The sequence below is a fragment of the Mesorhizobium sp. CA16 genome, assembly GCF_020165175.1.
GTDB lineage: Bacteria > Pseudomonadota > Alphaproteobacteria > Rhizobiales > Rhizobiaceae > Mesorhizobium.
On record NZ_JAIUHP010000011.1, the window covers coordinates 60771 to 84687 of the forward strand.

Annotated in this window: 20 protein-coding genes and 1 riboswitch; of the genes, 14 read left to right on the top strand and 6 right to left on the bottom strand. The window is 64.4% G+C overall.

Features of this window, described 5'->3' with window-relative positions; all coding sequences use genetic code 11:
- Positions 1-4: 4 nt before the first annotated feature.
- The 6 genes from LB525_RS16815 to LB525_RS16840 form a co-directional block, all read right to left on the bottom strand.
- Positions 5-637 (bottom strand): precorrin-8X methylmutase, encoded by a 633-nt coding sequence (locus LB525_RS16815; RefSeq protein ID WP_224522769.1) that lies wholly within the window; start codon positions 635-637, stop codon positions 5-7.
- Positions 638-2113: a precorrin-3B synthase gene (gene cobG / locus LB525_RS16820; protein ID WP_224545451.1), complete on the bottom strand. Its 1476-nt coding sequence runs from the start codon at positions 2111-2113 to the stop codon at positions 638-640.
- The gene (locus LB525_RS16825) at positions 2110-5667 is read right to left on the bottom strand and encodes a cobaltochelatase subunit CobN (RefSeq protein ID WP_224545452.1); all 3558 of its coding nucleotides are present in this window, start codon (positions 5665-5667) and stop codon (positions 2110-2112) included. The genes cobG and LB525_RS16825 overlap by 4 nt, the downstream gene beginning before the upstream one ends.
- Positions 5668-5683: 16 nt before the next feature.
- On the bottom strand, positions 5684-6718 hold the full coding sequence (gene cobW, locus LB525_RS16830; RefSeq protein WP_224545453.1) for a cobalamin biosynthesis protein CobW: 1035 nt from the start codon (positions 6716-6718) through the stop codon (positions 5684-5686).
- The gene (locus tag LB525_RS16835) at positions 6715-7146 is read right to left on the bottom strand and encodes a DUF1636 family protein (RefSeq protein ID WP_224545536.1); all 432 of its coding nucleotides are present in this window, start codon (positions 7144-7146) and stop codon (positions 6715-6717) included. Before LB525_RS16835 ends, cobW begins: the two co-directional genes overlap by 4 nt.
- Before the next feature lie 39 nt (positions 7147-7185).
- Positions 7186-7390: riboswitch (cobalamin riboswitch) on the bottom strand.
- 508 nt (positions 7391-7898) lie between these two features.
- Positions 7899-9098: a winged helix-turn-helix domain-containing protein gene (locus LB525_RS16840; RefSeq protein ID WP_224545454.1), complete on the bottom strand. Its 1200-nt coding sequence runs from the start codon at positions 9096-9098 to the stop codon at positions 7899-7901.
- Between the two features lie 334 nt (positions 9099-9432).
- Between LB525_RS16840 and LB525_RS16845 the strand changes: the two genes are divergently transcribed.
- From LB525_RS16845 to LB525_RS16910, 14 genes are all read left to right on the top strand, one after another.
- Complete coding sequence (locus LB525_RS16845) at positions 9433-9798, top strand: NADH-quinone oxidoreductase subunit A (RefSeq protein ID WP_042643187.1); 366 nt, start codon at positions 9433-9435, stop codon at positions 9796-9798.
- Positions 9789-10370 carry a NuoB/complex I 20 kDa subunit family protein gene (locus LB525_RS16850; protein ID WP_015317338.1) on the top strand — a complete coding sequence of 194 codons (582 nt, stop codon included), beginning with the start codon at positions 9789-9791 and terminating at the stop codon, positions 10368-10370. The genes LB525_RS16845 and LB525_RS16850 overlap by 10 nt, the downstream gene beginning before the upstream one ends.
- Positions 10371-10374: 4 nt before the next feature.
- On the top strand, positions 10375-10977 hold the full coding sequence (locus LB525_RS16855) for an NADH-quinone oxidoreductase subunit C (RefSeq protein ID WP_224545455.1): 603 nt from the start codon (positions 10375-10377) through the stop codon (positions 10975-10977).
- Positions 10978-10985: 8 nt separating this feature from the next.
- A complete protein-coding gene (locus LB525_RS16860; protein WP_095764860.1) occupies positions 10986-12176 on the top strand; it encodes an NADH-quinone oxidoreductase subunit D in 1191 nt (396 codons plus the stop codon).
- Complete coding sequence (locus tag LB525_RS16865; protein WP_224545456.1) at positions 12177-13499, top strand: NADH-quinone oxidoreductase subunit E; 1323 nt, start codon at positions 12177-12179, stop codon at positions 13497-13499.
- A 10-nt stretch (positions 13500-13509) separates the two neighbouring features.
- Positions 13510-14814, top strand: coding sequence for an NADH-quinone oxidoreductase subunit NuoF (gene nuoF / locus LB525_RS16870; protein ID WP_095764862.1), 1305 nt, complete (start codon positions 13510-13512; stop codon positions 14812-14814).
- A 75-nt stretch (positions 14815-14889) separates the two neighbouring features.
- On the top strand, positions 14890-15573 hold the full coding sequence (locus LB525_RS16875) for an NADH-ubiquinone dehydrogenase (RefSeq protein WP_224545457.1): 684 nt from the start codon (positions 14890-14892) through the stop codon (positions 15571-15573).
- 74 nt (positions 15574-15647) lie between these two features.
- Complete coding sequence (nuoG, locus tag LB525_RS16880; protein WP_224545458.1) at positions 15648-17729, top strand: NADH-quinone oxidoreductase subunit NuoG; 2082 nt, start codon at positions 15648-15650, stop codon at positions 17727-17729.
- A 2-nt stretch (positions 17730-17731) separates the two neighbouring features.
- Positions 17732-18775 (top strand): NADH-quinone oxidoreductase subunit NuoH, encoded by a 1044-nt coding sequence (nuoH, locus tag LB525_RS16885; protein WP_095764865.1) that lies wholly within the window; start codon positions 17732-17734, stop codon positions 18773-18775.
- Complete coding sequence (nuoI, locus tag LB525_RS16890; RefSeq protein ID WP_095764866.1) at positions 18775-19266, top strand: NADH-quinone oxidoreductase subunit NuoI; 492 nt, start codon at positions 18775-18777, stop codon at positions 19264-19266. The genes nuoH and nuoI overlap by 1 nt, the downstream gene beginning before the upstream one ends.
- A gap of 229 nt (positions 19267-19495) precedes the next feature.
- Complete coding sequence (locus LB525_RS16895; protein ID WP_140724960.1) at positions 19496-20116, top strand: NADH-quinone oxidoreductase subunit J; 621 nt, start codon at positions 19496-19498, stop codon at positions 20114-20116.
- Position 20117: 1 nt separating this feature from the next.
- Positions 20118-20426: an NADH-quinone oxidoreductase subunit NuoK gene (nuoK, locus tag LB525_RS16900; RefSeq protein WP_027168992.1), complete on the top strand. Its 309-nt coding sequence runs from the start codon at positions 20118-20120 to the stop codon at positions 20424-20426.
- 11 nt (positions 20427-20437) lie between these two features.
- Positions 20438-22411, top strand: coding sequence for an NADH-quinone oxidoreductase subunit L (nuoL, locus tag LB525_RS16905; RefSeq protein ID WP_224545459.1), 1974 nt, complete (start codon positions 20438-20440; stop codon positions 22409-22411).
- Complete coding sequence (locus LB525_RS16910; RefSeq protein WP_140839940.1) at positions 22411-23916, top strand: NADH-quinone oxidoreductase subunit M; 1506 nt, start codon at positions 22411-22413, stop codon at positions 23914-23916. The genes nuoL and LB525_RS16910 overlap by 1 nt, the downstream gene beginning before the upstream one ends.
- Position 23917 lies beyond the last annotated feature (1 nt).

Sequence of the window (23917 nt, forward strand, 5' to 3'; positions counted from 1 at the left end):
GCGTTCACAGGCCAGGCCTCGCCAACGAATTGAGCGCGGCGGCGGTCATGGCGCTGCCGCCCAGCCTGCCGCGCACGATAGCGTAGGGCACGCCGTAGGAATTTTCGGCCAGCGCATCCTTGGATTCGGCAGCACCCACGAAGCCCACGGGCATGCCGATGATCGCGGCCGGCCTCGGCGCGCCGTCGCGCAGCTTCTCAAGCAGATAGAAGAGCGCGGTCGGCGCGTTGCCGATGGCGACGACAGAGCCGGCCATGCGCTCGCCCCAGAGGTCGATCGCGGCGGCCGAGCGGGTGTTGCCGATTTGCCTGGCGATGTCGTGCGTGCGCGGGTCGCGCAGCGTGCATATCACCTCGTTGCCGGCCGGCAGACGGGCGCGGGTGACGCCGTGCGCCACCATCTCGGCATCGCAGAAGATCGGCGCGCCGGCGGCGAGCGCGGTCCGGGCGGCGGTAACGAAATTATTCGAGAAGACGAAATGGCTGGCGGCTTCGACCTGGCCGCAGGCATGGATCATTCGAATCGCGACATCGGCTTCCGCCTCCGAGAAGCGCGACAGATCCGCCTCGGCGCGGATGATGGCGAAAGACCGCTCGTAGATCGCCGTTCCGTCATGGATATAGTCGTAGGCGGCCATTCACTGGTTCCGTCGATAGAGTTCGGCGATGCCGGCCGCGCCAAATCTTTTCAGGCAGGCGGCGGCGGTTTCGCCCTGATGTCTTCCGTCGCGGATCGCGGCAAGGATGCCGGCGACCCCGCGCGCGGCGTCATAGCCCGGCCTGTACGCGGCAGGAAGGGCCTTTGCCGTCCCGTCCACGACAAGTCCGGCTCCGTTTTCGTCGCCGACCAGGGTGAGCGCAGCGGTGCCGGGATGCGCGCAGCCCTTGGCGCAGCCGGAAACGTGCAGGGTCAGCGAGGTGTCAAGGAGGTCCGCGCTTTCTTTTGCGATCGTTTCGGCGATGGCACGGGTGGCGATGCGGCCGGACGCGCAGGCCGGCGTGCCGGGGCAGGCGGCGATGCGGGTGCGCGGATCGGCGGGGTCGGTGACAAAGCCGAGCGCGGCGGCGGAGGATTGGAGCGTGGAGGGGGCGGAGAGACCGAGGAAGAGCAGGGCTCGGCCTGGGGCGAGGCGGATTTCGGAGGCGCCGAGGTTCGCGGCTTGGGCGGCGAGACCGATGAGGTTTTGCGCCGGCATGCTGCCGTAGGGCAGGGCGATGCCTAGGGCGGTGTTGTTGCCTAGATTGAATAGGCCAATGGGACTTCTCGCGGGCTGGCGTTCCTGCACCCCCCTCTCTGTCCTGCCGGACATCTCCCCCTCAAGGGGGGAGATTGCCTTGTCACCGCGGCTTTCGCCAATCTCCAACGCTGAAAGTGGAGAGCCGGCGCGGGAACTACCAATCTCCCCCCCAGAGGGGGAGATGTCCGGCAGGACAGAGGGGGGCGCGAAGGAATGCCAGCTGGCGAGAGAGGCCAACTGCCGCTCCGACAAATCGCGGGTATGCGCCTCCCGGCCCTTTTCCGAGACCATCCGGAGTGCAGCAACTGTAATGTCACGCCCAGCATCCGCATCGACCGCCGCGAGCGGCTTCGCGCTCCGCCCGTCGCCGGCAATCGACACGCTCCACCAGATGCCCGCCGCAACCTGCACCGCCTTCAGCCGCACATCGCCCGTCACCGCATCCATCGTCAGCTGTCCGCCGCCGTCGACAACCACCGACACCTTCGGCCCCAGCCTTGCCGTCAGCCCGGCTTCCTCGATCGCCGCGCTGATTCGCTCTGCCAACGGGCGCGGATCGACGATCTCTTCTGGATCGATTCCCGCCAGCGGTCCGGTCTCGACCGGAACGCCACTGCGCACCGCGATGCCTAGCGCATCTACTTCGTCCGCCAGCAGCCGGGCGCTTTCGGCCGTCAAACCGCGGATCTGCAGGCTGCCGCGCGCGGTCACTTCCATGATGCCGTTGCCGTGGCGCAAAGCGGATTCACCGAGTCCGATGAGCGACTTGGGCGCGAGTCCTCCTGCGACCGGATTGAGCCGCACGAGCAGCCCGTCACCGGTCTGCATCGGGGCGCTCAGGGCCGGGCAGGCGCCACGGCGCGAAAATGCATTCATGCCGCCACCTCGCTTGCCTGGGCCTCGGCAATCAGGGCCGCGAGATCGTCGTCGATGGAATTCCTGAGCGGATGCCAGAGGCCGCGCCGACGCGCGGCGAGGAACCGTTCGGCGATGACCTTGGCAGCCGCCGGGTTCTCGCGCAGCAGGAAGGCGCGCACGTCCGGATCGCCAACATAGGCGTCATGGACGGCCTCGATCAGCGCGCCCGAAATGGCATGGGTGGTTTCGGCGAAGCCGACCAGACGGTCGACGGTCTCGGCGAATTCCGAGGCGCCGCGCGGGCCATGCCGCATCTGGCCGGCGATGAAGCGCGGGTTGACGGCGCGGGCGCGGACCACGCGCGATACCGCTTCGCCGATCGAACGCGGCTTCGGCTTTTTCGGGTCGGTCGTGTCGAGCACGATCACGTCGGCATTGCGGCCGAGCGTGGCAAGGGCGGCCGAAAAGCCGCCGATGAAGGCGACGTCGGCCGAGCCTTCAAGGATGTCGCGGCCCGGATCATCGCCGGTGTGGACGAGGAGATCGGCTTCGGCGATGCGGTCTTCGAAAGCGCCGGGCGCCGAGATCGCTTCGCCATCGGCGCCGCCATAGGCGTGCGAGGTGGCGTCGAGATAAGCGCGGCCGATCTCTTCGCGCGCGCCCCATTCGCCGCGCGACAGCAAGTCCTCGACGCCGGCGCCATAAGTTCCCGGTGAGGTGCCGAAAATGCGCGGTCCGACCTTGCCTTCCGCGCGGGTCGCCGCGGCGAGGGGGTTTTCCGCGTCATCTTCGTCGCGGCTGGCGACCGCATTGGCGGCGGCGTCGATCAGCGCGATCTGGGTCGGGAACATGTCGCGGAACAGGCCGGAGATGCGCCAGGTGACGTCGACGCGCGGGCGGCCGAGCGTGGCCGGCGGCAGCACCTCGATGCCGGTGACGCGGCCGGTGGCGGCATCCCATTGCGGCCGGCAGCCCATCAGCGCCAGACCTTGCGCGATCTCCTCGCCCCCGGTGCGCAACGAGGCGGAACCCCAGAGGTCGATGACCAGCGAGCGCGGCCAGTCGCCATGGCTTTGCATATAGCTGCGCACCACTTCCTCCGCCGCCGCCTGGCCGAGGTCATAGGCGGTTGGCGTCGGCATTGTGCGCGGATCGGAGGTGAAGAGGTTGCGGCCGGTGGGGAGCACATCGGAGCGACCGCGCGCCGGGGCGCCGGCAGGGCCGGCCTTGATGTGACGGCCGTCGAGCGCGGCGAGGAGGGCTGCCTTTTCGGTTTCCGCGCTTTGCCGGCGCAGCGGATCGGTTTCGTGTTCCTGCGCGCGGCCATAGACGTGCAGCCCATCCTTGACGGCGAAATCCTTGAGATCGCAAAGCCACGCGTCGATGCGGCGCAGCGCCTCGTCGGGTTGATCAGCCTTGGCCACGCCCGCTTCAGAAGCGAGGCCAGTCTTCTGCGCGGTCTCGACGATCAGCTTTGCAAGTTGGTCACGGCGGCGGCGGTCGAGGCCGTCGGCCTGCGCGTATTCGTCGACCAACCGCTCGAGTTTCTGTTGCGCCTCGTCTAGGCCGGCGCCGCTCAGCGGCGGCGGCAGATGGCCGAGGGTGACGGCCGAAATGCGGCGCTTGGCCTGCGCCGCCTCGCCCGGATTGGAGACGATGAATGGATAGATGACCGGCAGCGATCCGGTGACGATCTCCGGGAAGCAGGTTCCGGAGAGGGCCACCGTCTTGCCCGGCAGCCATTCGAGCGTGCCATGCGCGCCGACATGGATGATGGCATGCACGCCGAGCGATTTTTGCAGCCACAGGCCGAAGGCGATCAGCTCGTGGCGCGGGGGCAGCGTCGGGTCGTGATAGTCGGCGCGGCGGTCGGCCGAGCGGCCGCGGTCGGGGGCCAGCGCCACGGTGACGTTGCCGAAGGTCGCGGCGCGGAAGGGGAAGGTTGTTTCACCCGCTAGCTGCCAAGGCTGGCGTTCTGTCGCGCCCCCCTCTGTCCTGCCGGACATCTCCCCCTCTAGGGGGGAGATTGGCAGTTCGGGCGCCGGCGCTCCACCTACAACACTGCCGATTGGCGAAAGCGGTGGCGACAGATCAATCTCCCCCCCTGCGGGGGAGATGTCCGGCAGGACAGAGGGGGGTGCCTCGCGCGAACCTATCCCCTTTGCCTTGCCCCATGTCGCCTCAACTGAAGCTCGCGCTTCCCTCGGCAGTTCCGCTGAAAAGGCAACGTAATCCGTCAACGTAAGGCCGTGCCCACCTACCTCCAGCGCATCCAGCAACGCGCGCGGCGATTGCGGAATCCCTTCAACCGCGTAGCCTTGTTCCTTCAGGTCCTGCAGCATGGCGAGCACGCTCGACGGCACATCGAGCCCAACGGCGTAACCGGTTCGCCCTGGCGCGCTCGGATAATCAGGGATCAGGATTGCGAGCTTGCGCTCGGCCCTCTCCGTCCGCTGCAGGCGGATAAACGCTGCGATCCGCTTGGCCACCTGCGCGATGCGGTCCGGCTCGGGCCTGTTGGCGAAGGCGCGGAAGGCGAGCGCCGGATCGGTCTCGACCTCGCCCTTGAACGAGACCGCGCCGGCGAGGATGCGGCCGTCGAGCTCGGGCAGCACCACATGCATGGCAAGGTCGGCAGGAGCCAGACCGCGCTGGTTCTTTTGCCAGACCTCGCGCCTCGTCGTGGCGACGATGACCTGGAAGACGGGCACACCGGCGCGGTCGAAGAGGGTCTCGGCACCGGGTTCCGCGCCGGAGGCGAAGGCGGTGGCGGTGACGATGGCGGAGGGGTTCAGGGAGGTGAGGGCGGTTTCGACGAAGGCCAGGGATGCCGCGTCTTTGAGGCTGGAGACGAAGATCGGTACAGGCGCTAGGCCTTGCGAACACAGGGCGTCAACGAGTGCGTCGATCGGTGCCACGTCGGCGGCAAGCAGCATCGAGCGGTAGAAGAGGATGGGGATGACGGCGAAATTGTAGGCGTCGAGTTCCGCCTTTAAAAGGTTCGGCTTCTCGACGACACCAACTCCCGGCTGATAATACCCCGCCTTCGGCACGCTCACCGGCTCGGTCACGGCCGCATCCGACCCAGCAAGCCTTGCCAGCCTCTGGACCAGCGCGTTCATATTGGCCGGACCGCCTTCGCGGAAATAGCCGAGCAGGGCGTCGAGCTCGGCGCGCGGCAGGGTGGAGGCTTCGATCAGGCGCTGGTCCTCGTCGTGGCTTTCGCCGGGCAGCAGCGCGAGCTTTATGCCGCGTTCGCGCGCCACTGCGGCGAGCTGGTCACAGCCATAACGCCACCAGTCATAGCCGCCGAGGATGCGCACTAGGATGACCCTGGCGTGGCGGGCGACGCTGTCGATCCACAGGTCAACCGACATCGGATGGCGAAGGTCGCGAAGGGCCGCCAGCCGCATCGAGGGTAACCGCGCCGCATTGGCCTTCCAGGCGGCGGCCAGGCCGGCGAGGTCGCTGTCGGTGAAGGACAGCGCCACCACATCCGCAGGCGTCTGCCTGAGGTCGATCGGCTCGGCGAGATCGTCGAGCGAAGCGGATGTGGTGGCGAGGATGTGCATCGCGGTCCGGATTGCCTCAGCCGGCGAGGATACGCTCGATCGCCGGGCGGTTCAGCCCCTTGAGGCCGATGACAACGAGCCGCGAGCGGCGGTCGTCCTCAGCCGTCCAGGCGCGGTCGTAGTAATGATTGACGCGCGGGCCGACGGCCTGCAGCAGGAGCCGCATCGGCTTGCCGCCGACCTCGACGAAACCTTTGACGCGCAGCACGTTTTCCTGCTCGGCGGCAAGGGCGACGCGCTTGGCCAGCTCGTCGGGATTGGCGATGGACGGGATGTCGAGGACGAAGGAATCGAAATCGTCGTGCTCGTGGTCGAGCTCGTCGTCGTGATGGGTCTTGCGGTTCTCGATGTCGCCCTCCACCGCAAGGCCAAGGCCGAGCAGCACGGACGGGTCAACCTTGCCCTGCGCTGTCGGCACGACCTTGACCGCGCGCGCGACATGCTCGCCGATGACGGCGTTGGCACGGGCGGAGCCTGCCGCATCCATCAGATCGCTTTTCGACAGGATGATCAGGTCGGCGCAGGCGATCTGGTCCTCGAACACCTCTTCGACCGGATCGTCATGGTCGAGGGAATCGTCCGCCGCACGCTGCGCCTGCAGGGCATCCATATCGGAAGCGACACGGCCGTCGGCGAGCGCCGGGCCGTCGACCACGGCGATGACGCCATCGACCGTCACGCGGCTCTTCACCGTCGGCCACTGGAATGCCTGCACCAGCGGCTTCGGCAGAGCGAGGCCCGAGGTCTCGATCAGGATGTGGTCGACCTTGGGGTTGAGCGACAGGATCTGGTCGAGCGCCGGCACGAAATCGTCGGCGACGGTGCAGCAGATGCAGCCATTGGCGAGCTCGACGATGTTTTCTTCCGGACAAGAGTCGACGCAGCCTTTCAGGATCTCGCCGTCGATGCCGACATCGCCGAACTCGTTGACGATGATCGCCAGCCGCTTGCCCTTGGCGTTCTCGAGCAGGTTGCGGATCAGCGTCGTCTTGCCGGCGCCGAGGAAGCCGGTGACGACGGTGCAGGGCACGCGGGAAACGGATGCGTTCATGGTCGGTCCTTCAGCATGTCGAGGGGAGGGATGCGGGCAACCAGGCCGCGCTTGAGAGAATCGGGCCGGCCGCGCCAGGGGATGAGGCCATCGGTCGAGGTGGCGAAGAGCTTTGCGCCGGCGACGAGATCGGCGCCGCTGGTCGTGTTCAGATCGCCGAAGACGTAGCTCCAGCAGCCGTCGCGCAGCAGCGCGGCGCTTAGCCGGCGCTTGCAGTTGCCGAGGCATTCGACGGTACGGATGTCGATCTTTTCGCCGCAAGCAGCCCGACGCGTGTCTTCGGCAAGCAGCGCGCCGGCGCGCGGATGCGCATCCGACCCGGTCTCGTCGCGGCAGGATGAGCAGACGATGACGGTGGCGCCAGCCAAAGCATCGGGCTCGGACGGAATGTCCGCGCTGTTTGCCGGGAAACTGCCGTTGCGATCCAAAACCATGCTCCTTGCCCGGAAAACCCGCCGGGCATTCGGATACTTAAAGTCTCAGACGGCAGGTCTCCTGGCTCGCGGGTCGTCACCCTGAATGCCGCCTTCCCGGGAACATCCCAGTGGTTTTCGGCAGAGGCTCGTCGCTTACAGTTGCGGGGACAGCCGCGGATTTGGGCTTTCGGCCCGCACCGCATTCCCTCTTGGCTCCTCCCTTTGCCGGGAGAAGACCGTCTGCGGCGGATTTAGAGGGTTCAGGGGGCTGGAGTCAACGACTGGCTTAGTACCAGCCTTTTGGCGGCTTTATGGGTTTGAGGTATGGACCCACAAGTTTGCGAGGCGGTGAGGCCACGGGCGCCATACTTAACGAACAGCCGCGCTGGCAAACCGGTTCCCACATCAAGACGAAGCGATTGGCGTCGAACTTCGGCTCATGAACTATTATATAGCGCTGCCCTACCGGCAATAAGCCACAGGCGCCTGCGATCTGCTTGTCGATCGTTCCAAACTCCAACCACGGCAGAAGAAGCGCCGTCACTTCTTTTGGCTGCATACCGGGTGCAATGTGGCCGCCACAGAAAATGACTGGACGCGTGACCTCTACCCATTCCTCTCGGTAAGCACCTGTCGCATATGATGGCGACGCTAAGGTCAGGTAGGCCAAGACCAGACATATCGAGCGACTGAAAACCATCGCAACCGATCCTAACCACAGTTGGGATGTTCTATTTTTGTTCACTCTCCCTGTCAACGCGCAGCTACGACACCGCGATGTCGGCCAGCGCCGGCCCGAGGTCGCCGGCCGGCGTCACTTCGATCGCCTCCAGGCCGAGCCAGCCCTGCATCTGCTTCAACTCGTCGAAGAGCTGGGCGGCCGTTTCGGGCGGGGCGCCGGCCTCGGCGTAGGCGGCGTGGACGCGCAAGATGCTGGCCGGGCGGTCAGCTTTCAGATCGACGCGGGCGACGATCCGATCGCCGAGCAGGAAGGGCAGCACGTAGTAGCCATATTGGCGTTTCTCGGCCGGCGTGTAGATCTCGATGCGGTAGCGGAAATCGAAGAGTTTCTCCGTCCTGGTGCGTTCGAAGACGACGGGATCGAAAGGGGCGAGCAGGGCGCGCGCTTCTATCCGGCGCGGGAAACGGGCGTCCTTGTGGAGATAGGCGGTCTTGTCCCAACCTTCGACCTTCACCGACAGCAATTCGCCGGCTTCGACCAGTTCCTCGATGCGACCCTTCGTGTCGCCCGGCGCGAGACGAAAATAGTCGCGCAGGTCGCCATAGGTGGCGATGCCATGGGCGCGGGCGGAAATGCGCAGCAACTCGCGATGCGCGTCCTCGACCGAGGGAATGGGAAGGTCGAGCACCGCCTGCGGCAAAACGCGCTCGGGCAGGTCGTAATAGCGTTCGAAGCCGCGGCGGTAGGCCGTGGTGATGCGACCGGCCCAGAACAGCCATTCGAAAGCGTGCTTGGCCTCGCTCCAGCCCCACCAGCCGCCATTGCCCTTGTGGCCTTCGATATCGGAGGCGGCGATCGGACCACGATCGGCGACTTCTCCATATATCTCGTCGATCATTTCCTTGCGTTCACGACCCCATTTCGCTAGGCCGAGATACATCTCGTCGCCCCGCTCGGCGCGCTGCATGCGCCAGCGCATCAAAGGATAGGTCTCGACGGGCAGGAACGACGCCTCATGCGCCCAGTATTCGAACACGGCGCGCTTGCGGGTGACTGCGGCATTGTCGAGCAGCGTAAGCGGGTAGGGGCCGAGGCGCGAATAGAGCGGCATGTAATGCGCGCGCACCACCGCGCTCACGGAATCGATCTGCAGAAGGCCGGTTCGCGAAAGTACCCGCGCAAGGTGGCGGCGATCCGGAACACCACTGGGCCTAGGGTCGTTGAACCCTTGCGCCCCGAGCGCGACGCGCCTCGCCATGGCCAGCGAAATCTTGTCCTTCATCAGGTGTCCTTGCCCCGATCGTCCGTTGGATTTTTAGCCGGTGATTCCGGCCATGCTAGCAGGCAAATGGCGGGAGATATGTCAGGAGAGAAAACTGGAGTAAAAACTGAAGGAAATCAAACAGGAGCGGATCGGACCAGTTTCTTCCGATAAGGCGTCCAGAGCCGCGATTTGAACAACGTTTGACTTGCGTCACCGAAACCGCTGCGCTAACCCTCGCCGCGTTGCAGCATGGGCCCCTTAAAACGGTTCAGCGGTTAATCTGTCACGCTTCCGCATTAGAGTTCGTTGCTGTAATCAAAATGAACTGCCCCCGCCGAAGGAAAGTCGCCGCATGAGCGCACTCCTAAGTTCGTACCTGCCTATCGTGCTGTTCATCGCCGTGGCGATGATCGTCGGTCTGGCGCTCATCATCGCTCCGTTCCTTGTCGCCTACCGCAATCCCGACCCGGAAAAGCTTTCCGCCTATGAATGCGGGTTCAACTCGTTCGACGACGCCCGCATGAAGTTCGACATCCGCTTCTACCTGGTGTCGATCCTGTTCATCATCTTCGATCTCGAGGTCGCCTTCCTGTTCCCGTGGGCGGTGTCCTTCTCGAAGCTCGGCATGCTCGGCTTCTGGTCGATGATGGTGTTCCTGGCGGTGTTGACCATCGGTTTTGCCTATGAATGGAAAAAAGGAGCGCTGGAATGGGATTGAACGATAGTTCAGGCACCCTCGTCGCGCCGAAGCCCAAGGGCATCATCGACCCCAACACCGGCAGGCCGGTGGGGGAGGACGATCCCTTCTTCCTCGAAATCAACAATGAGCTGGCCGACAAGGGTTTTCTCGTCACCTCGACCGAGGCACTGATCACCTGGGCGCGCAGCGGCTCGCTGATGTTCATGACTTTCGGCCTCGCCTGCTGCGCGGTCGAGATGATCCACACCTCGATGCCGCGCTATGACTCGGAGCGTTTCGGCGTCGCCCCGCGCGCGTCGCCGCGCCAGTCCGACATTATGATCGTCGCCGGCACGCTGACCAACAAGATGGCGCCGGCGCTGCGCAAGGTCTACGACCAGATGCCGGAGCCGCGCTACGTCATCTCGATGGGCTCCTGCGCCAATGGCGGCGGCTACTACCACTATTCCTATTCGGTGGTGCGCGGCTGCGACCGCGTCGTGCCGGTCGACATTTATGTGCCCGGCTGCCCGCCGAGCGCGGAGGCGCTGCTCTACGGCATTCTCCTTCTGCAGAAGAAGATCCGCCGCACCGGCACGATCGAACGGTGAGCCGATGACCCTGGCGTTGAACGAACTCTCCATCTATCTCGGCGAGAAGCTCTCCGGCCGCATTGGCGAAGCCGTGCTTGCCTATGGTGAGCTGACGGTTTCGGTTGAACCGGGCAACCTGATCGAGGTCGCGACCTTCCTGCGCGACGATCCGCGCTGCCAGTTCATCTCGATCATCGATGTCTGCGGAGCGGACTACCCGTCGCGCGCCAGGCGCTTCGACGTCGTCTATCACCTATTGTCGCCGAAGCAGAATGTCCGCATCAGGCTCAAGGTCCAGGCCGACGAGGAGACGCTGGTGCCGTCGCTGACCGGCGTCTATCCGGGTGCCGACTGGTTCGAGCGCGAGACCTACGACCTTTACGGCGTGCTGTTCTCGGGCCATCCGGACCTGCGCCGCATTCTCACCGACTATGGTTTCGAGGGGCATCCGCTGCGCAAGGATTTCCCGCTGACCGGTTTCGTCGAGGTGCGCTACGACGACGAGGCCAAGCGGGTGATCTACGAGCCGGTGGAATTGAAGCAGGAATTCAGAAATTTCGACTTCTTGAGCCCGTGGGAAGGAACGGATTACGTGCTTCCCGGGGATGAGAAGGCGAAACAGTAGGGCGACCCATGGCTGAAACCTCCGTCCGCAACTTCAACATCAACTTCGGCCCGCAGCATCCTGCGGCGCATGGCGTTTTGCGCCTGGTGCTGGAGCTGGACGGCGAGGTGGTCGACCGCGTCGATCCGCATATCGGTCTGCTGCATCGCGGCACCGAGAAGCTGATCGAGGCCAAGACTTATCTGCAGGCCGTGCCTTATCTCGACCGGCTCGATTATTGCGCGCCGATGAACCAGGAGCATGCCTTCGCTCTCGCGGCCGAGCGCCTGCTCGGCATCGAGGTGCCGAAGCGTGGGCAACTGATCCGGGTGCTCTATTCCGAGATGGGCCGTATCATGTCGCACATCTTGAATGTGACGACGCAGGCCATGGATGTCGGCGCGCTGACGCCACCGCTTTGGGGCTTCGTCGAACGCGAAAAGCTAATGGTGTTTTACGAGCGCGCCTCGGGTTCGCGCATGCATGCGGCCTATTTCCGGCCGGGCGGCGTTCATCAGGACCTGCCGCAGAAGCTGGTCGAGGACATCGGCAAGTGGATCGACCCGTTCCTGAAGTCGATCGACGATCTCGACGCGCTCTTGACCGGCAACCGCATCTTCAAGCAGCGCAATGTCGATATCGGCACGGTGTCCCTGGCCGACGCCTGGGCCTGGGGCTTTTCTGGCGTGATGGTGCGCGGCTCGGGCGCCGCCTGGGACCTGCGCAAATCGCAGCCCTATGAATGCTATTCCGAGATGGATTTCGACATTCCGATCGGCAAGAACGGCGACTGCTACGACCGTTACCTTGTGCGCATGGAAGAGATGCGCCAGTCGGCGAAGATCATGCGCCAGTGCGTCGATCTGCTGCTCGGCAAGGAAAGCGCCGGCCCCGTGTCGAACCTCGACGGCAAGGTCGTGCCGCCGAAGCGCGCCGCGATGAAGCGCTCGATGGAAGCGCTGATCCATCACTTCAAGCTCTATACCGAGGGCTACCGCGTGCCGGCCGGCGAGGTCTATGCGGCCGTCGAGGCACCGAAGGGCGAATTTGGCGTCTACCTGGTCTCCGACGGCACCAACAAGCCCTATCGCTGCAAGCTGCGCGCGCCCGGTTTCGCGCATCTGCAAGCCATGGATTTCCTGTGCCGCGGCCACATGCTGGCCGACGTCACCGCCGTGCTTGGCTCCCTCGACATCGTGTTTGGTGAGGTCGATCGCTAAATGTCAGTCCGCCGTCTTGCAGAAGCCAGCCTCCAGCCTGCCACCTTCGCCTTCAACGAGGCGAACGCGGCGGCCGCCCAGCAGTGGATCGCCAAATACCCGAAGGGGCGCGAGCAGTCGGCGATCATCCCGTTGCTGATGATCGCGCAGGAGCAGGAAGGCTGGGTCACCAAGGCGGCGATCGAGACGATCTCGGACATGCTCGGCATGCCGCGCATCCGTGGCCTCGAAGTCGCGACTTTCTATACGCAGTACCAGCTCAATCCGGTCGGCACGCGCGCGCATATCCAGGTCTGCGGCACCACGCCCTGCATGTTGCGCGGCTCCGAAGCGCTGATGGATGTGTGCCGTTCGAAAATCCATCACGACCAGTTCCATACTAACGACAAGGGCACGCTGTCGTGGGAGGAGGTCGAATGCCTCGGCGCCTGCGTCAACGCGCCGATGGTCATGATCTTCAAGGACACTTTCGAGGACCTGACGCCCGAGCGGCTGGCCGAGATCATCGATCTCTACGACGCCGGCAAGGGCGCCGAGGTGACGCCTGGTCCGCAGAACGGCCGCCACGGGTCCGAGCCGGCTACCGGGCTGACGACGCTGACCAGCGAAAAGGCGATCCTGAAGTCGACGCGCGACAAGGAAGCCAGGGCGGCGGCGAAAGCCGCCAAGGAAGCTCTCGCGTCGGCGCCGCCTGCAACTCCCGCCGCAGCCCCGGCACCCGCTGCGCCGGCAGCTTCGGCGCCGGCTACGGCCGCCTCTGGCCCGATTGGACCGTCAAAATCCAGCAAGCCGAAGACCCATGCGGCTGAAACCAGCCCGGCGCTCAACACGCCGTCCCCGGTCAAGGTCGCCCCGGCCACCGAGAATGGCGCCAGCGTCAGGGCGCCGCGCCATTCGGCCGCCAACGCCAATCAGGCTTCTCCGGAAGTCGAGGCGGTTTCAAAGCCGCGCAGCGGGCCGAAGACCAAGGCCGAGCCGGTCACCGCTTTCAAGGCGCCGGAAACCAAGCAGCCTGTCGCCAAGACGACGAAACCTTCGCTCGACGACAAGAACCGGCCGGCCGGCATCGAGCGCCCGGCAACGGTCGACGATCTCAAGCTGATCTCAGGCGTCGGCCCGAAGATAGAAGGCAGCCTGCATTCGCTGGGCATCTACACCTTCGCGCAGGTCGCCGCCTGGAAGAAGGCCGAGCGCGAATGGGTCGACGGCTATCTCAATTTCCGCGGCCGCATCGAGCGCGACGACTGGGTGAAGCAGGCCAAGGCGCTCGCCAAGGGCGGCGTCGCCGAATACATCCGCGTCTTCGGCAAGAAGCCGGTCTGAGGGACGAAAAATGCTTCAGGACAAAGACCGCATCTTCACCAACATCTACGGCCTGTTCGACAAGTCGCTGGCCGGCGCGCAGTCGCGCGGCATCTGGGACGACACGCCAGGCCTCGTCGCCAAGGGGCGCGACTGGATCATCAACGAGATGAAGGCGTCGGGCCTGCGCGGCCGTGGCGGCGCCGGCTTCCCGACGGGGTTGAAGTGGTCGTTCATGCCCAAGCAGAGCGACGGACGGCCGAGCTATCTGGTCATCAATGCCGACGAATCCGAGCCGGGCACCTGCAAGGACCGCGATATCCTGCGCAACGATCCGCACACGCTGGTCGAAGGCGCGCTGGTCGCCGGCTTCGCGATGGGCGCGATCGCCGCCTACATCTATGTGCGCGGCGAGTTCATCCGCGAGCGTGAGGCGCTGCAGCGCGCCATCGACGAGGCTTACGCGGCCAAGCTGATCGGCAAGAACAACACATCCGGCTACGACTTCGACATCTACATGCATCATGGCGCCGGCGCCTATATCTGCGGCGAGGAGACGGCGCTGCTCGAAAGCCTGGAAGGCAAGAAGGGCCAGCCGCGGCTGAAGCCGCCATTCCCGGCCAATGTCGGCCTCTATGGCTGCCCGACCACCGTCAACAACGTCGAATCGATCGCGGTGGCGCCGACCATTCTGCGCCGGGGCGCCGCCTGGTTCTCGTCCTTCGGTCGCCCGAACAATGCCGGCACCAAGCTGTTCTGCGTGTCCGGCCACGTCAACAATCCGTGCACTTTCGAAGAAGCGATGTCGATCCCGTTCCGCGAGCTGATCGAGACGCATTGCGGCGGCATCCGCGGCGGCTGGGACAATCTGCTCGCGGTCATTCCGGGCGGCGCTTCAGTGCCGCTGGTGCCGGCCGAGCAGATCATCGATGCGCCGATGGATTTCGACGCGCTGCGCGACCTGAAATCCGGCCTTGGCACGGCGGCCGTCATCGTCATGGACAAGTCGACGGATATCGTGAAGGCGATCGCCAGGCTGTCCTACTTCTACAAGCATGAGAGCTGCGGCCAGTGCACGCCGTGCCGCGAAGGCACCGGCTGGATGTGGCGGGTGATGGAGCGGCTGGTGCGCGGCGAGGCGCAGAAGCGCGAGATCGACATGCTGCTCGACGTCACCAAGCAGGTCGAGGGCCACACAATTTGCGCGCTGGGCGATGCGGCCGCCTGGCCGATTCAGGGCCTGATGCGGCATTTCCGCGGCGAGGTGGAACGCCGCATCGACGAGTTTTCGCGCAACGCGCACCGGGTCGAGCCGGTGATGGTGGCGGCGGAATAAGACTACGAAATACGGGCTTGGCCCGAAGACTGAAAAACTGGGGCGGGCATACGAAGAAACGACCAGGAGATCTCTATGGCGCCGTATTCGATACCCTATCCGTTTGTGCCTGATTTGGACCAACTCGAGAAGATGAACCAGGACCTGACCAAGATGATGCCGAAGGAGATGGCCAGCGCCGTCAACCTTCTGGCGCATCCAGTCGCGGGTGCCGCCGCGATGTCGGCGCTCAGCATCGGTCTGGCCAACCACGCCGTCGGCATGTGGATGGGCGCGTTCACCGGCGCGCTGGAGGCTTCGCAGCGCATGTTCCAGCCCTTCCTCGACGATCTCGAGGCGCAGCATGAAGCGGCCGCCAACGCCTCCAAGGCGCGCAAGGCGACCGAGACGTTGATCGCCAGGGCTCAGACCTTCGCCCAGGATGTGACCGACATAGCGGCGAACGCGACCGAGAAGGCGCTCGACGCGACCGGGGCCGATATTGTCGCCCAACCGGCCGCAACGGGGCTGATGCCTGAGGATTTCAGGCAGCCTAAGGCCGTCGACAAGCCGGCGAATCCGTCGGACCTGAAGGCGATTTCGGGTGTCGGACCGAAGCTGGAGAAGGTGCTCAACGGTCTCGGCATCTGGACCTATGGCCAGATCGCCGCCTGGACCTCGGAAGAGATCGCCTGGGTGGAAGATTACCTGTCGCTCGCCGGCCGTATCGGCCGCGACAACTGGACTGCCCAGGCCGCGGCGCTCGCCGCGAAGAAGTGAATTGAAATGCCGGGCGCGGCTTCAGTCGCGCCCGGAAGGATAGATTGCGGGACATCCGCAGAGGTTTGAGGCGAATGGCAAAGCTAAAGGTCGACGGGAAAGAGATCACGGTACCCGACCATTACACGCTGCTGCAGGCGGCCGAGGACGCCGGCGCGGAAGTGCCGCGCTTCTGCTTCCACGAGCGCCTGTCGATCGCCGGCAATTGTCGCATGTGCCTGATCGAGGTGAAGGGCGGTCCGCCCAAGCCACAGGCCTCCTGCGCCATGGGCGTGCGCGACCTGCGTCCCGGCCCGAATGGCGAGCCGCCGGAAATCTTCACCAACACGCCGATGGTCAAGAAGGCCCGCGAAGGCGTGATGGAATTCCTGTTGATCAATCATCCGCTCGATTGCCCGATCTGCGACCAGGGCGGCGAATGCGACCTGCAGGACCAGGCGATGGCCTTCGGCGTCGATTCCTCGCGCTATCACGAGAACAAGCGCGCGGTCGAGGACAAGTATATCGGCCCACTGGTCAAGACGGTGATGAACCGCTGCATCCATTGCACGCGCTGCGTCCGCTTCACCACCGAGGTCGCCGGCATTTCCGAGCTCGGCCTGATCGGCCGCGGCGAGGATGCCGAGATCACCACCTATCTCGAACAGGCGATGACGTCGGAGCTGCAGGGCAATGTCATCGATCTGTGCCCGGTCGGCGCGCTGACCTCCAAGCCGTTCGCCTTCCAGGCACGGCCGTGGGAGCTGACGAAGACGGAATCGATCGACGTCATGGACGCAGTCGGCTCGGCGATCCGCGTCGACAGCCGCGGTCGCGAGGTGATGCGCATCCTGCCGCGCGTCAACGAGGCGGTGAACGAGGAGTGGATCTCCGACAAGACCCGTTTCATCTGGGACGGCCTGCGCACGCAGCGCCTAGACCGCCCTTACGTGCGCAAGAACGGCAGGCTCGTTTCGGCAAGCTGGGCGGAGGCCTTCGCAGCGATCAAGGACGAGGTTGCAAAGACCGCACCCGAGCGGATCGGCGCCATCGCCGGCGATCTCGCCGCGGTCGAAGAAATCTACGCGCTCAAGCTGCTGATGGCCGCGCTCGGCTCCAAGAACATCGACTGCCGCCAGGATGGCGCCGCGCTCGATCCGTCGCTCGGCCGCGCCAGCTATATCTTCAACCCGACCATCGAAGGCATCGAGCAGGCCGATGCGGTGCTGATCATCGGTGCCAATCCGCGCTTCGAGGCCTCTGTGCTCAACGCTCGCATCCGCAAGCGTTGGCGCGTCGGCAATCTGCCGGTCGGCGTCATCGGCGAGATCGGCGACACACGCTACGACTATGAGCTGATCGGCGCCGGCCCGGAATCGCTCAAGGACCTTGCCGACGGCAACGGCAAGTTCTTCGAGGTGCTGAGCAAGGCCACGCATCCGCTGATCATCGTGGGCCAGGGCGCGCTGGCGCGCACCGACGGCGCGGCCGTACTCGGCCAGGCAGCCAGGCTCGCGGCTGCCGTCAACGCGGTCACGGCCGAGTGGAACGGCTTTGCGGTGCTGCACAACGCAGCGGCAAGAGTCGGCGGCCTCGATGTCGGCTTCGTGCCGGGCGAGGGCGGCAAGAACGTCGCCGGCATGCTGGGCGACACCGATGTGCTCTTCCTGCTCGGCGCCGACGAGATCGACATGGCCAAGACCGGCGGCGCCTTCGTCGTCTATATCGGCACGCATGGCGATGCCGGCGCGCACCGCGCCAATGTCATCCTGCCGGCCGCGGCCTACACCGAGAAGTCGGGCACCTATGTCAACACGGAAGGCCGCGTGCAGCAGACCAACCGCGCCGGCTTCGCCCCTGGCGAGGCGCGCGAGGACTGGGCGATCCTGCGGGCGCTCTCCGACGTGCTCGGCAAGAAGCTGCCCTTCGATTCGCTGGCGCAGCTGCGTGCCAAGCTCTATGGCGAATTCCCGCATCTCGCCCGCATCGACCAGGTGCAGGCGGGCAGCGGCGATGACATCGCCAAGGTGGCGAAGCTCGGCGGCCGGCTTAACAAGGGCACGTTCACCTCGCCGGTGAAGGATTTTTATCTCACCAACCCGATCGCGCGGGCGTCGGCCGTGATGGCCGAATGCTCGGCGCTGGCCAAGAGCGGCTTCAAGCAGGCGGCGGAATAAGCATGGACACCTTCTTCTCCTTCTATGTGCTGCCGACGCTGCTGATCCTGTTGAAGTCGGTCGTGCTGATCGTCGTGCTTCTGATCGGCGTCGCCTATCTGCTTTATGCCGACCGCAAGATCTGGGCGGCGGTGCAATTGCGGCGCGGGCCGAACGTCGTCGGTCCGTGGGGAACGCTGCAGGCCTTTGCCGACCTTCTGAAATTCGTCTTCAAGGAGCCGGTGATCCCGTCGGGCGCCAACAAGGGCGTGTTCCTTCTGGCGCCGCTGGTCTCGGCGGTGCTGGCGATTTCGGCCTGGGCGGTCATTCCGGTCAATGAGGGCTGGGCGATCGCCAACATCAATGTCGGCATCCTTTATGTTTTCGCCATCTCCTCGCTCGAGGTCTATGGCGTGATCATGGGCGGCTGGGCATCGAACTCGAAGTACCCGTTCCTCGGCGCGCTGCGCTCGGCCGCGCAGATGGTGTCCTACGAAGTCTCGATCGGCTTCGTCATCGTCACCGTGCTGCTCACCGTCGGCTCGCTCAACCTCTCCGACATCGTCATGTCGCAGCAGGACGGTCTCGGCACGCGGCTCGGCCTGCCCAACACCTTCCTTGACTGGCATTGGCTGTCGCTGTTGCCGATGTTCGTGGTGTTCTTCATTTCCGCGCTTGCCGAGACGAACCGTCCGCCTTTCGACCTGGTGGAAGCGGAATCGGAACTCGTCGCCGGCCACATGGTCGAATATTCGTCGACGCCGTTCCTGCTGTTCTTCCTCGGCGAGTATGTCGCCGTCGTCCTGATGTGCGCGCTGGCGACCATCCTGTTCCTCGGCGGCTGGCTGCCGCCGTTCAACTTCGCGCCCTTCACCTGGATACCTGGGGTGATCTGGTTCGTGCTGAAGATCTGCCTGATGTTCTTCATGTTCTCCATGGTGAAGGCTTTTGTGCCACGCTACCGCTACGACCAGCTGATGCGGCTGGGCTGGAAGGTGTTCCTGCCGATTTCGCTGTTCATGGTCGTCGCCACCGCGGCCTTCCTCAAGATCACGGGGTTTGCGTGATGTCCGCTCTGGCCCAGGCCGCAAAATCGCTGCTGCTGAAGGATTTCGTCAGCGCCTTCTTCCTGTCGATGCGCCAATTCTTCGCGCCGAAGGAAACGATCAACTATCCGCATGAGAAGGGGCCGATCAGCCCGCGCTTCCGCGGCGAGCATGCGCTGCGCCGCTATCCGAACGGCGAGGAACGCTGCATCGCCTGCAAGCTTTGCGAGGCGATCTGTCCGGCGCAGGCCATCACCATCGAGGCCGGCCCGCGCCGCAATGACGGCACGCGCCGCACCGTGCGCTACGACATCGACATGGTGAAGTGCATCTATTGCGGCTTCTGCCAGGAAGCCTGCCCGGTCGACGCCATCGTCGAAGGGCCCAATTTCGAATTCGCGACCGAGACGCGCGAGGAGCTCTACTACAACAAGGAAAAGCTGCTCGCGAACGGCGATCGCTGGGAGCGGGAGCTGGCGCGCAACATCGCGCTGGATGCGCCGTATAGGTGATTAGCGTGCTTCTCCCCGTTTACGGGGAGAAGACGCCGGCAGGCAGATGAGGGGCGGCGCCAGCTTCTGGAAACTTGGCGTACCCCTCATCCGGCCCTTCGGGCCACCTTCTCCCTGTAAACGGGGAGAAAGAACAAGAAAGTGGACGGCGCAACGTCGTCCGTCTAAGGAACACGCGGTTTCGAACCGGAGGCGGGTCGGAGTCGGAATTTGGAACCCGGGGGAACCCATGCTGAGTGGACTAGAGGCGGCCTTTTTCTACCTCTTCGCCTTTATCGCCGTGGCGTCGGCCTTCATGGTCATTTCGTCGCGCAACCCCGTGCATTCCGTGCTGTTCCTGATCCTCACCTTCTTCAACGCCGCGGGTCTGTTCATGCTGACCGGCGCCGAGTTCCTGGCGATGATCCTGCTGGTCGTCTATGTCGGCGCGGTTATGGTGCTGTTCCTGTTCGTCGTCATGATGCTCGACGTCGACTTCGCCGAGATGAAAGAGGGTGCGCTGCAATACGCGCCGATCGGCGCGCTGGTCGGGCTGATCCTGGCGGCCGAGCTGATCATAGTGCTCGGCGGCTACACATTTGCGCCGCAGCTCGCCTCGACGGTCGCCAAGGCGACGCCGGATCTCGCCACGCGCTCCAACACTGCGGCGCTCGGCGACATCCTCTACACGGACTATCTCTATTATTTCCAGATTTCCGGCCTGGTGCTGCTGGTCGCCATGATCGGTGCCATCGTCTTGACGCTGCGCCATAAGGAAGGCGTCAAGCGGCAGTCGATCGCCGCGCAGGTCGCCCGCACGCCAGCGACGGGCATGGAAATCCGCAAGGTCAAATCGGGCGAGGGCATCTGAGATGGTCGTCGGCATTGCACATTACCTGACGGTATCGGCGATCCTGTTCACGCTCGGCGTGTTCGGCATCTTCCTGAACCGCCGCAACATCATCGTCATCCTGATGTCGATCGAGCTCATCCTGCTTGCGGTCAACATCAACTTCGTCGCTTTCTCGGCGGCGCTGCATGACCTTGTCGGACAGGTCTTTGCCCTGTTCGTGCTGACGGTCGCAGCCGCTGAAGCCGCGATCGGACTTGCCATTCTTGTCGTCTTCTTCCGCAACCGCGGCTCGATCGCGGTCGAAGACGTGAGCGCGATGAAGGGTTGACGGGAACCATCATGTATCAGGCTATCGTCTTCCTTCCGCTGCTCGGCTTCCTGATCGTCGGCCTGTTCGGCAATTCGCTCGGCGCCAAGGCTTCCGAATACATCACCTCCGGCTTCCTGGTGATCGCGGCGGTGCTGTCGTGGGTTGCCTTCTTCACCGTCGGCTTCGGCCATGGCGAAGTGTTCACTGTGCCGGTGCTGCGCTGGATCCAGTCGGGCGGCATCGATGCTTCCTGGGCGCTCAGGATCGATACGCTGACGGTGGTTATGCTGGTCGTCGTCAACACCGTGTCGGCGCTGGTCCATATCTACTCGATCGGCTACATGCACTACGATCCGAACCGGCCGCGTTTCTTCGCCTATCTGTCGCTGTTCACCTTCGCCATGCTGATGCTGGTGACGGCCGACAACCTCATCCAGATGTTCTTCGGCTGGGAGGGCGTCGGTCTCGCGTCGTATCTCTTGATCGGCTTCTGGTACAAGAAGCCGTCGGCCAATGCCGCCGCCATCAAGGCTTTCGTCGTCAACCGCGTCGGCGACTTCGGCTTCGCGCTCGGCATCTTCGGCGTGTTCGTGCTGTTCGGCTCGGTCAATCTGAGCACCGTGTTCGCCAATGCCGCATCCTTCCTGCCGGCCGAAGGCGCGCCGGCGGGTGCTGCCGTGCTCACTTTCCTCGGCCAAGCGCTCGACAAACAGACGGCGCTGACGGTGGTCTGCCTGCTGCTCTTCATGGGCGCCATCGGCAAGTCGGCGCAGGTGCCGCTGCACACTTGGCTGCCGGACGCGATGGAAGGCCCGACGCCGGTCTCCGCGCTGATCCACGCGGCGACCATGGTGACCGCCGGCGTGTTCATGCTGGCCAGGCTTTCGCCGCTGTTCGAGCTGTCGCATTCGGCGCTGACCGTCGTCACTTTCATCGGCGCATTCACCGCCTTCTTCGCGGCGACCGTCGGCCTCGTCCAGAACGACATCAAGCGCGTCATCGCCTATTCGACCTGCTCGCAGCTCGGCTACATGTTCGTGGCGCTCGGGGTCGGCGCTTATGGCGCGGCGATCTTCCACCTTTTCACGCACGCCTTCTTCAAGGCGCTGCTGTTCCTCGGCTCCGGCTCGGTCATCCATGCCGTGTCCGACGAGCAGGACATGCGCAAGATGGGCGGCCTGCGCAGGCTCATCCCGGCGACCTACTGGATGATGATCGTCGGCACGCTGGCGCTGACCGGCGTCGGCATTCCGGCAACGGTGATCGGCACTGCCGGCTTCTTCTCCAAGGACGCCATCATCGCGACCTCCTTCGCCAGCCACAATGCGGTCGCCGGCTTCGCCTTTATCCTGCTGGTGGTCGCCGCCTGCTTCACCAGCTTCTATTCCTGGCGGCTGATCTTCATGACTTTCCACGGCGAGCCGCGCGCCAGCCACGAGGTCATGCACCATGTCCACGAATCGCCGCCGGTGATGCTGGTGCCGCTCTATGTGCTGGCCGCCGGCGCGCTGTTTGCCGGTATCATCTTCCACGGCGCCTTCATCGGCGAGGGTTACGCCGAATTCTGGAAGGCTTCGCTGTTCACGCTGCCGGAAAACCAGATCCTGCATGAGATCCACGAATTGCCGCTCTGGGTCGAGCTCGCCCCGTTCGTCGCCATGCTGATCGGCCTTGCGGTGGCCTGGAAACTCTATATTCGCTCGCCGGAACTTCCCCGAAGCGTCGCCGCCAATCATCGCCTGCTTTATGGGTTCCTGCTCAACAAGTGGTATTTCGACGAGCTCTACGACTTCCTGTTCGTGCGGCCGGCGAAGCGCCTCGGCAGGTTCCTGTGGAAGACCGGAGACGGCGCCGTCATTGACGGCCTCGGCCCCGACGGCATCTCGGCGCGCGTCGTCGACGTCACCAACAGGGTCGTCAAGCTGCAGACCGGCTATCTCTATCACTACGCCTTCGCCATGCTGATCGGCGTGGCCGCTCTCGTCACCTGGATGATGCTCTGATGACCGACTGGCCAATCCTCTCGCTGGTCACCTTCCTGCCGCTGGTTGGTGTTCTGCTCATCCTGTTCATCAGCGACGACAGCGAAAACGCGCGCCGCAATATCCGCGCCATCGCATTCATCACGACGGCGTTCACCTTCGTGATCTCGCTGTTCATCTGGACGGGCTTCGACAATTCGCAGGCCGGCTTCCAGTTCGTCGAGAAGCACGCCTGGCTGGATTCGGGCATTTCCTACCACATGGGCGTCGACGGCATCTCGATGCTGTTCGTCATCCTGACCACCTTCCTGATGCCGCTTTGCATACTGGCCTCCTGGGATGCGATCGAGAAGCGGGTCAAGGCCTATATGATCGCCTTCCTGATCCTCGAGACGCTGATGATCGGCGTGTTCTGCGCGCTCGACATCGTGCTGTTCTACGTCTTCTTCGAGGCTGGCCTGATTCCGATGTTCATCATCATCGGCGTCTGGGGCGGCAAGCGACGCGTCTATGCCTCGTTCAAGTTCTTCCTCTACACGCTCGCCGGCTCGGTGCTGATGCTGCTCGCCATCATGGCGATGTTCTTCCAGTCGGGCACCACCGACATTCCGACGCTTCTGACGCATAATTTCCCGGCCAACATGCAGACTTGGCTGTGGCTCGCCTTCTTCGCCTCCTTCGCGGTGAAGATGCCGATGTGGCCGGTGCATACCTGGCTGCCGGACGCCCACGTCGAGGCGCCGACCGCCGGTTCGGTGATCCTGGCCGGCATCCTGCTGAAGATGGGCGGGTACGGCTTCCTGCGCTTCTCGCTGCCGATGTTCCCGGAGGCGTCGGCGATGTTCGCGCCGCTGGTGTTCACGCTCTCGGTCGTCGCCATCATCTACACCTCGCTGGTGGCGCTGATGCAGGAGGACATGAAGAAGCTGATCGCCTATTCGTCGGTCGCCCATATGGGCTTCGTCACCATGGGCATCTTCGCGATGAACCAGGAAGGCGTGCAGGGCGCGATCTTCCAGATGCTCAGCCACGGCCTCGTCTCGGGCGCGCTGTTCCTGTGCGTCGGCGTCATCTACGACCGTATGCATACGCGCGAAATCGACGCCTATGGCGGTCTCGTCAACAACATGCCGAAATACGCCACCGTGTTCATGATCTTCACCATGGCCAATGTCGGCCTTCCCGGCACCAGCGGCTTCATCGGCGAGTTCCTGACCATGCTCGGCGTGTTCAAGGTCAACACCTGGGTGGCGTTCTTCGCCGCCACCGGCGTCATCCTGTCGGCGGCCTACGCGCTGTGGCTCTATCGCCGGGTGATCTTCGGCGCGCTGACCAAGGATAGCCTGAAGAACCTGCTCGACCTTTCGCCGCGCGAGAAGGCGATCGTCTACCCGCTGGTGGTGCTGGTCATCTTCTTCGGCGTCTACCCGGCGCCGGTGTTCGACGCGACGGCCCAGTCGGTCAAGACGCTCGTCACCAACGTCACCGCATCCATCAATTCCGCGCAGACCGCGGCGGCGAACTGAC

Bases quoted from the DNA above. Each gene is read 5' to 3' on its own strand.
- nuoG (WP_224545458.1), top strand. From the start codon at position 15,648: ATGGCAAAGCTAAAGGTCGACGGGAAAGAGATCACGGTACCCGACCAT.
- nuoI (WP_095764866.1), top strand. From the start codon at position 18,775: ATGTCCGCTCTGGCCCAGGCCGCAAAATCGCTGCTGCTGAAGGATTTC.
- nuoH (WP_095764865.1), top strand. From the start codon at position 17,732: ATGGACACCTTCTTCTCCTTCTATGTGCTGCCGACGCTGCTGATCCTG.
- cobW (WP_224545453.1), bottom strand. From the start codon at position 6,718: ATGAACGCATCCGTTTCCCGCGTGCCCTGCACCGTCGTCACCGGCTTC.
- cobG (WP_224545451.1), bottom strand. From the start codon at position 2,113: ATGAATGCATTTTCGCGCCGTGGCGCCTGCCCGGCCCTGAGCGCCCCG.
- LB525_RS16860 (WP_095764860.1), top strand. From the start codon at position 10,986: ATGGCTGAAACCTCCGTCCGCAACTTCAACATCAACTTCGGCCCGCAG.
- LB525_RS16850 (WP_015317338.1), top strand. From the start codon at position 9,789: ATGGGATTGAACGATAGTTCAGGCACCCTCGTCGCGCCGAAGCCCAAG.
- LB525_RS16910 (WP_140839940.1), top strand. From the start codon at position 22,411: ATGACCGACTGGCCAATCCTCTCGCTGGTCACCTTCCTGCCGCTGGTT.
- LB525_RS16875 (WP_224545457.1), top strand. From the start codon at position 14,890: ATGGCGCCGTATTCGATACCCTATCCGTTTGTGCCTGATTTGGACCAA.
- LB525_RS16825 (WP_224545452.1), bottom strand. From the start codon at position 5,667: ATGCACATCCTCGCCACCACATCCGCTTCGCTCGACGATCTCGCCGAG.
- LB525_RS16855 (WP_224545455.1), top strand. From the start codon at position 10,375: ATGACCCTGGCGTTGAACGAACTCTCCATCTATCTCGGCGAGAAGCTC.
- LB525_RS16840 (WP_224545454.1), bottom strand. From the start codon at position 9,098: ATGAAGGACAAGATTTCGCTGGCCATGGCGAGGCGCGTCGCGCTCGGG.
- LB525_RS16845 (WP_042643187.1), top strand. From the start codon at position 9,433: ATGAGCGCACTCCTAAGTTCGTACCTGCCTATCGTGCTGTTCATCGCC.
- LB525_RS16895 (WP_140724960.1), top strand. From the start codon at position 19,496: ATGCTGAGTGGACTAGAGGCGGCCTTTTTCTACCTCTTCGCCTTTATC.
- LB525_RS16865 (WP_224545456.1), top strand. From the start codon at position 12,177: ATGTCAGTCCGCCGTCTTGCAGAAGCCAGCCTCCAGCCTGCCACCTTC.
- LB525_RS16815 (WP_224522769.1), bottom strand. From the start codon at position 637: ATGGCCGCCTACGACTATATCCATGACGGAACGGCGATCTACGAGCGG.
- nuoK (WP_027168992.1), top strand. From the start codon at position 20,118: ATGGTCGTCGGCATTGCACATTACCTGACGGTATCGGCGATCCTGTTC.
- nuoF (WP_095764862.1), top strand. From the start codon at position 13,510: ATGCTTCAGGACAAAGACCGCATCTTCACCAACATCTACGGCCTGTTC.
- nuoL (WP_224545459.1), top strand. From the start codon at position 20,438: ATGTATCAGGCTATCGTCTTCCTTCCGCTGCTCGGCTTCCTGATCGTC.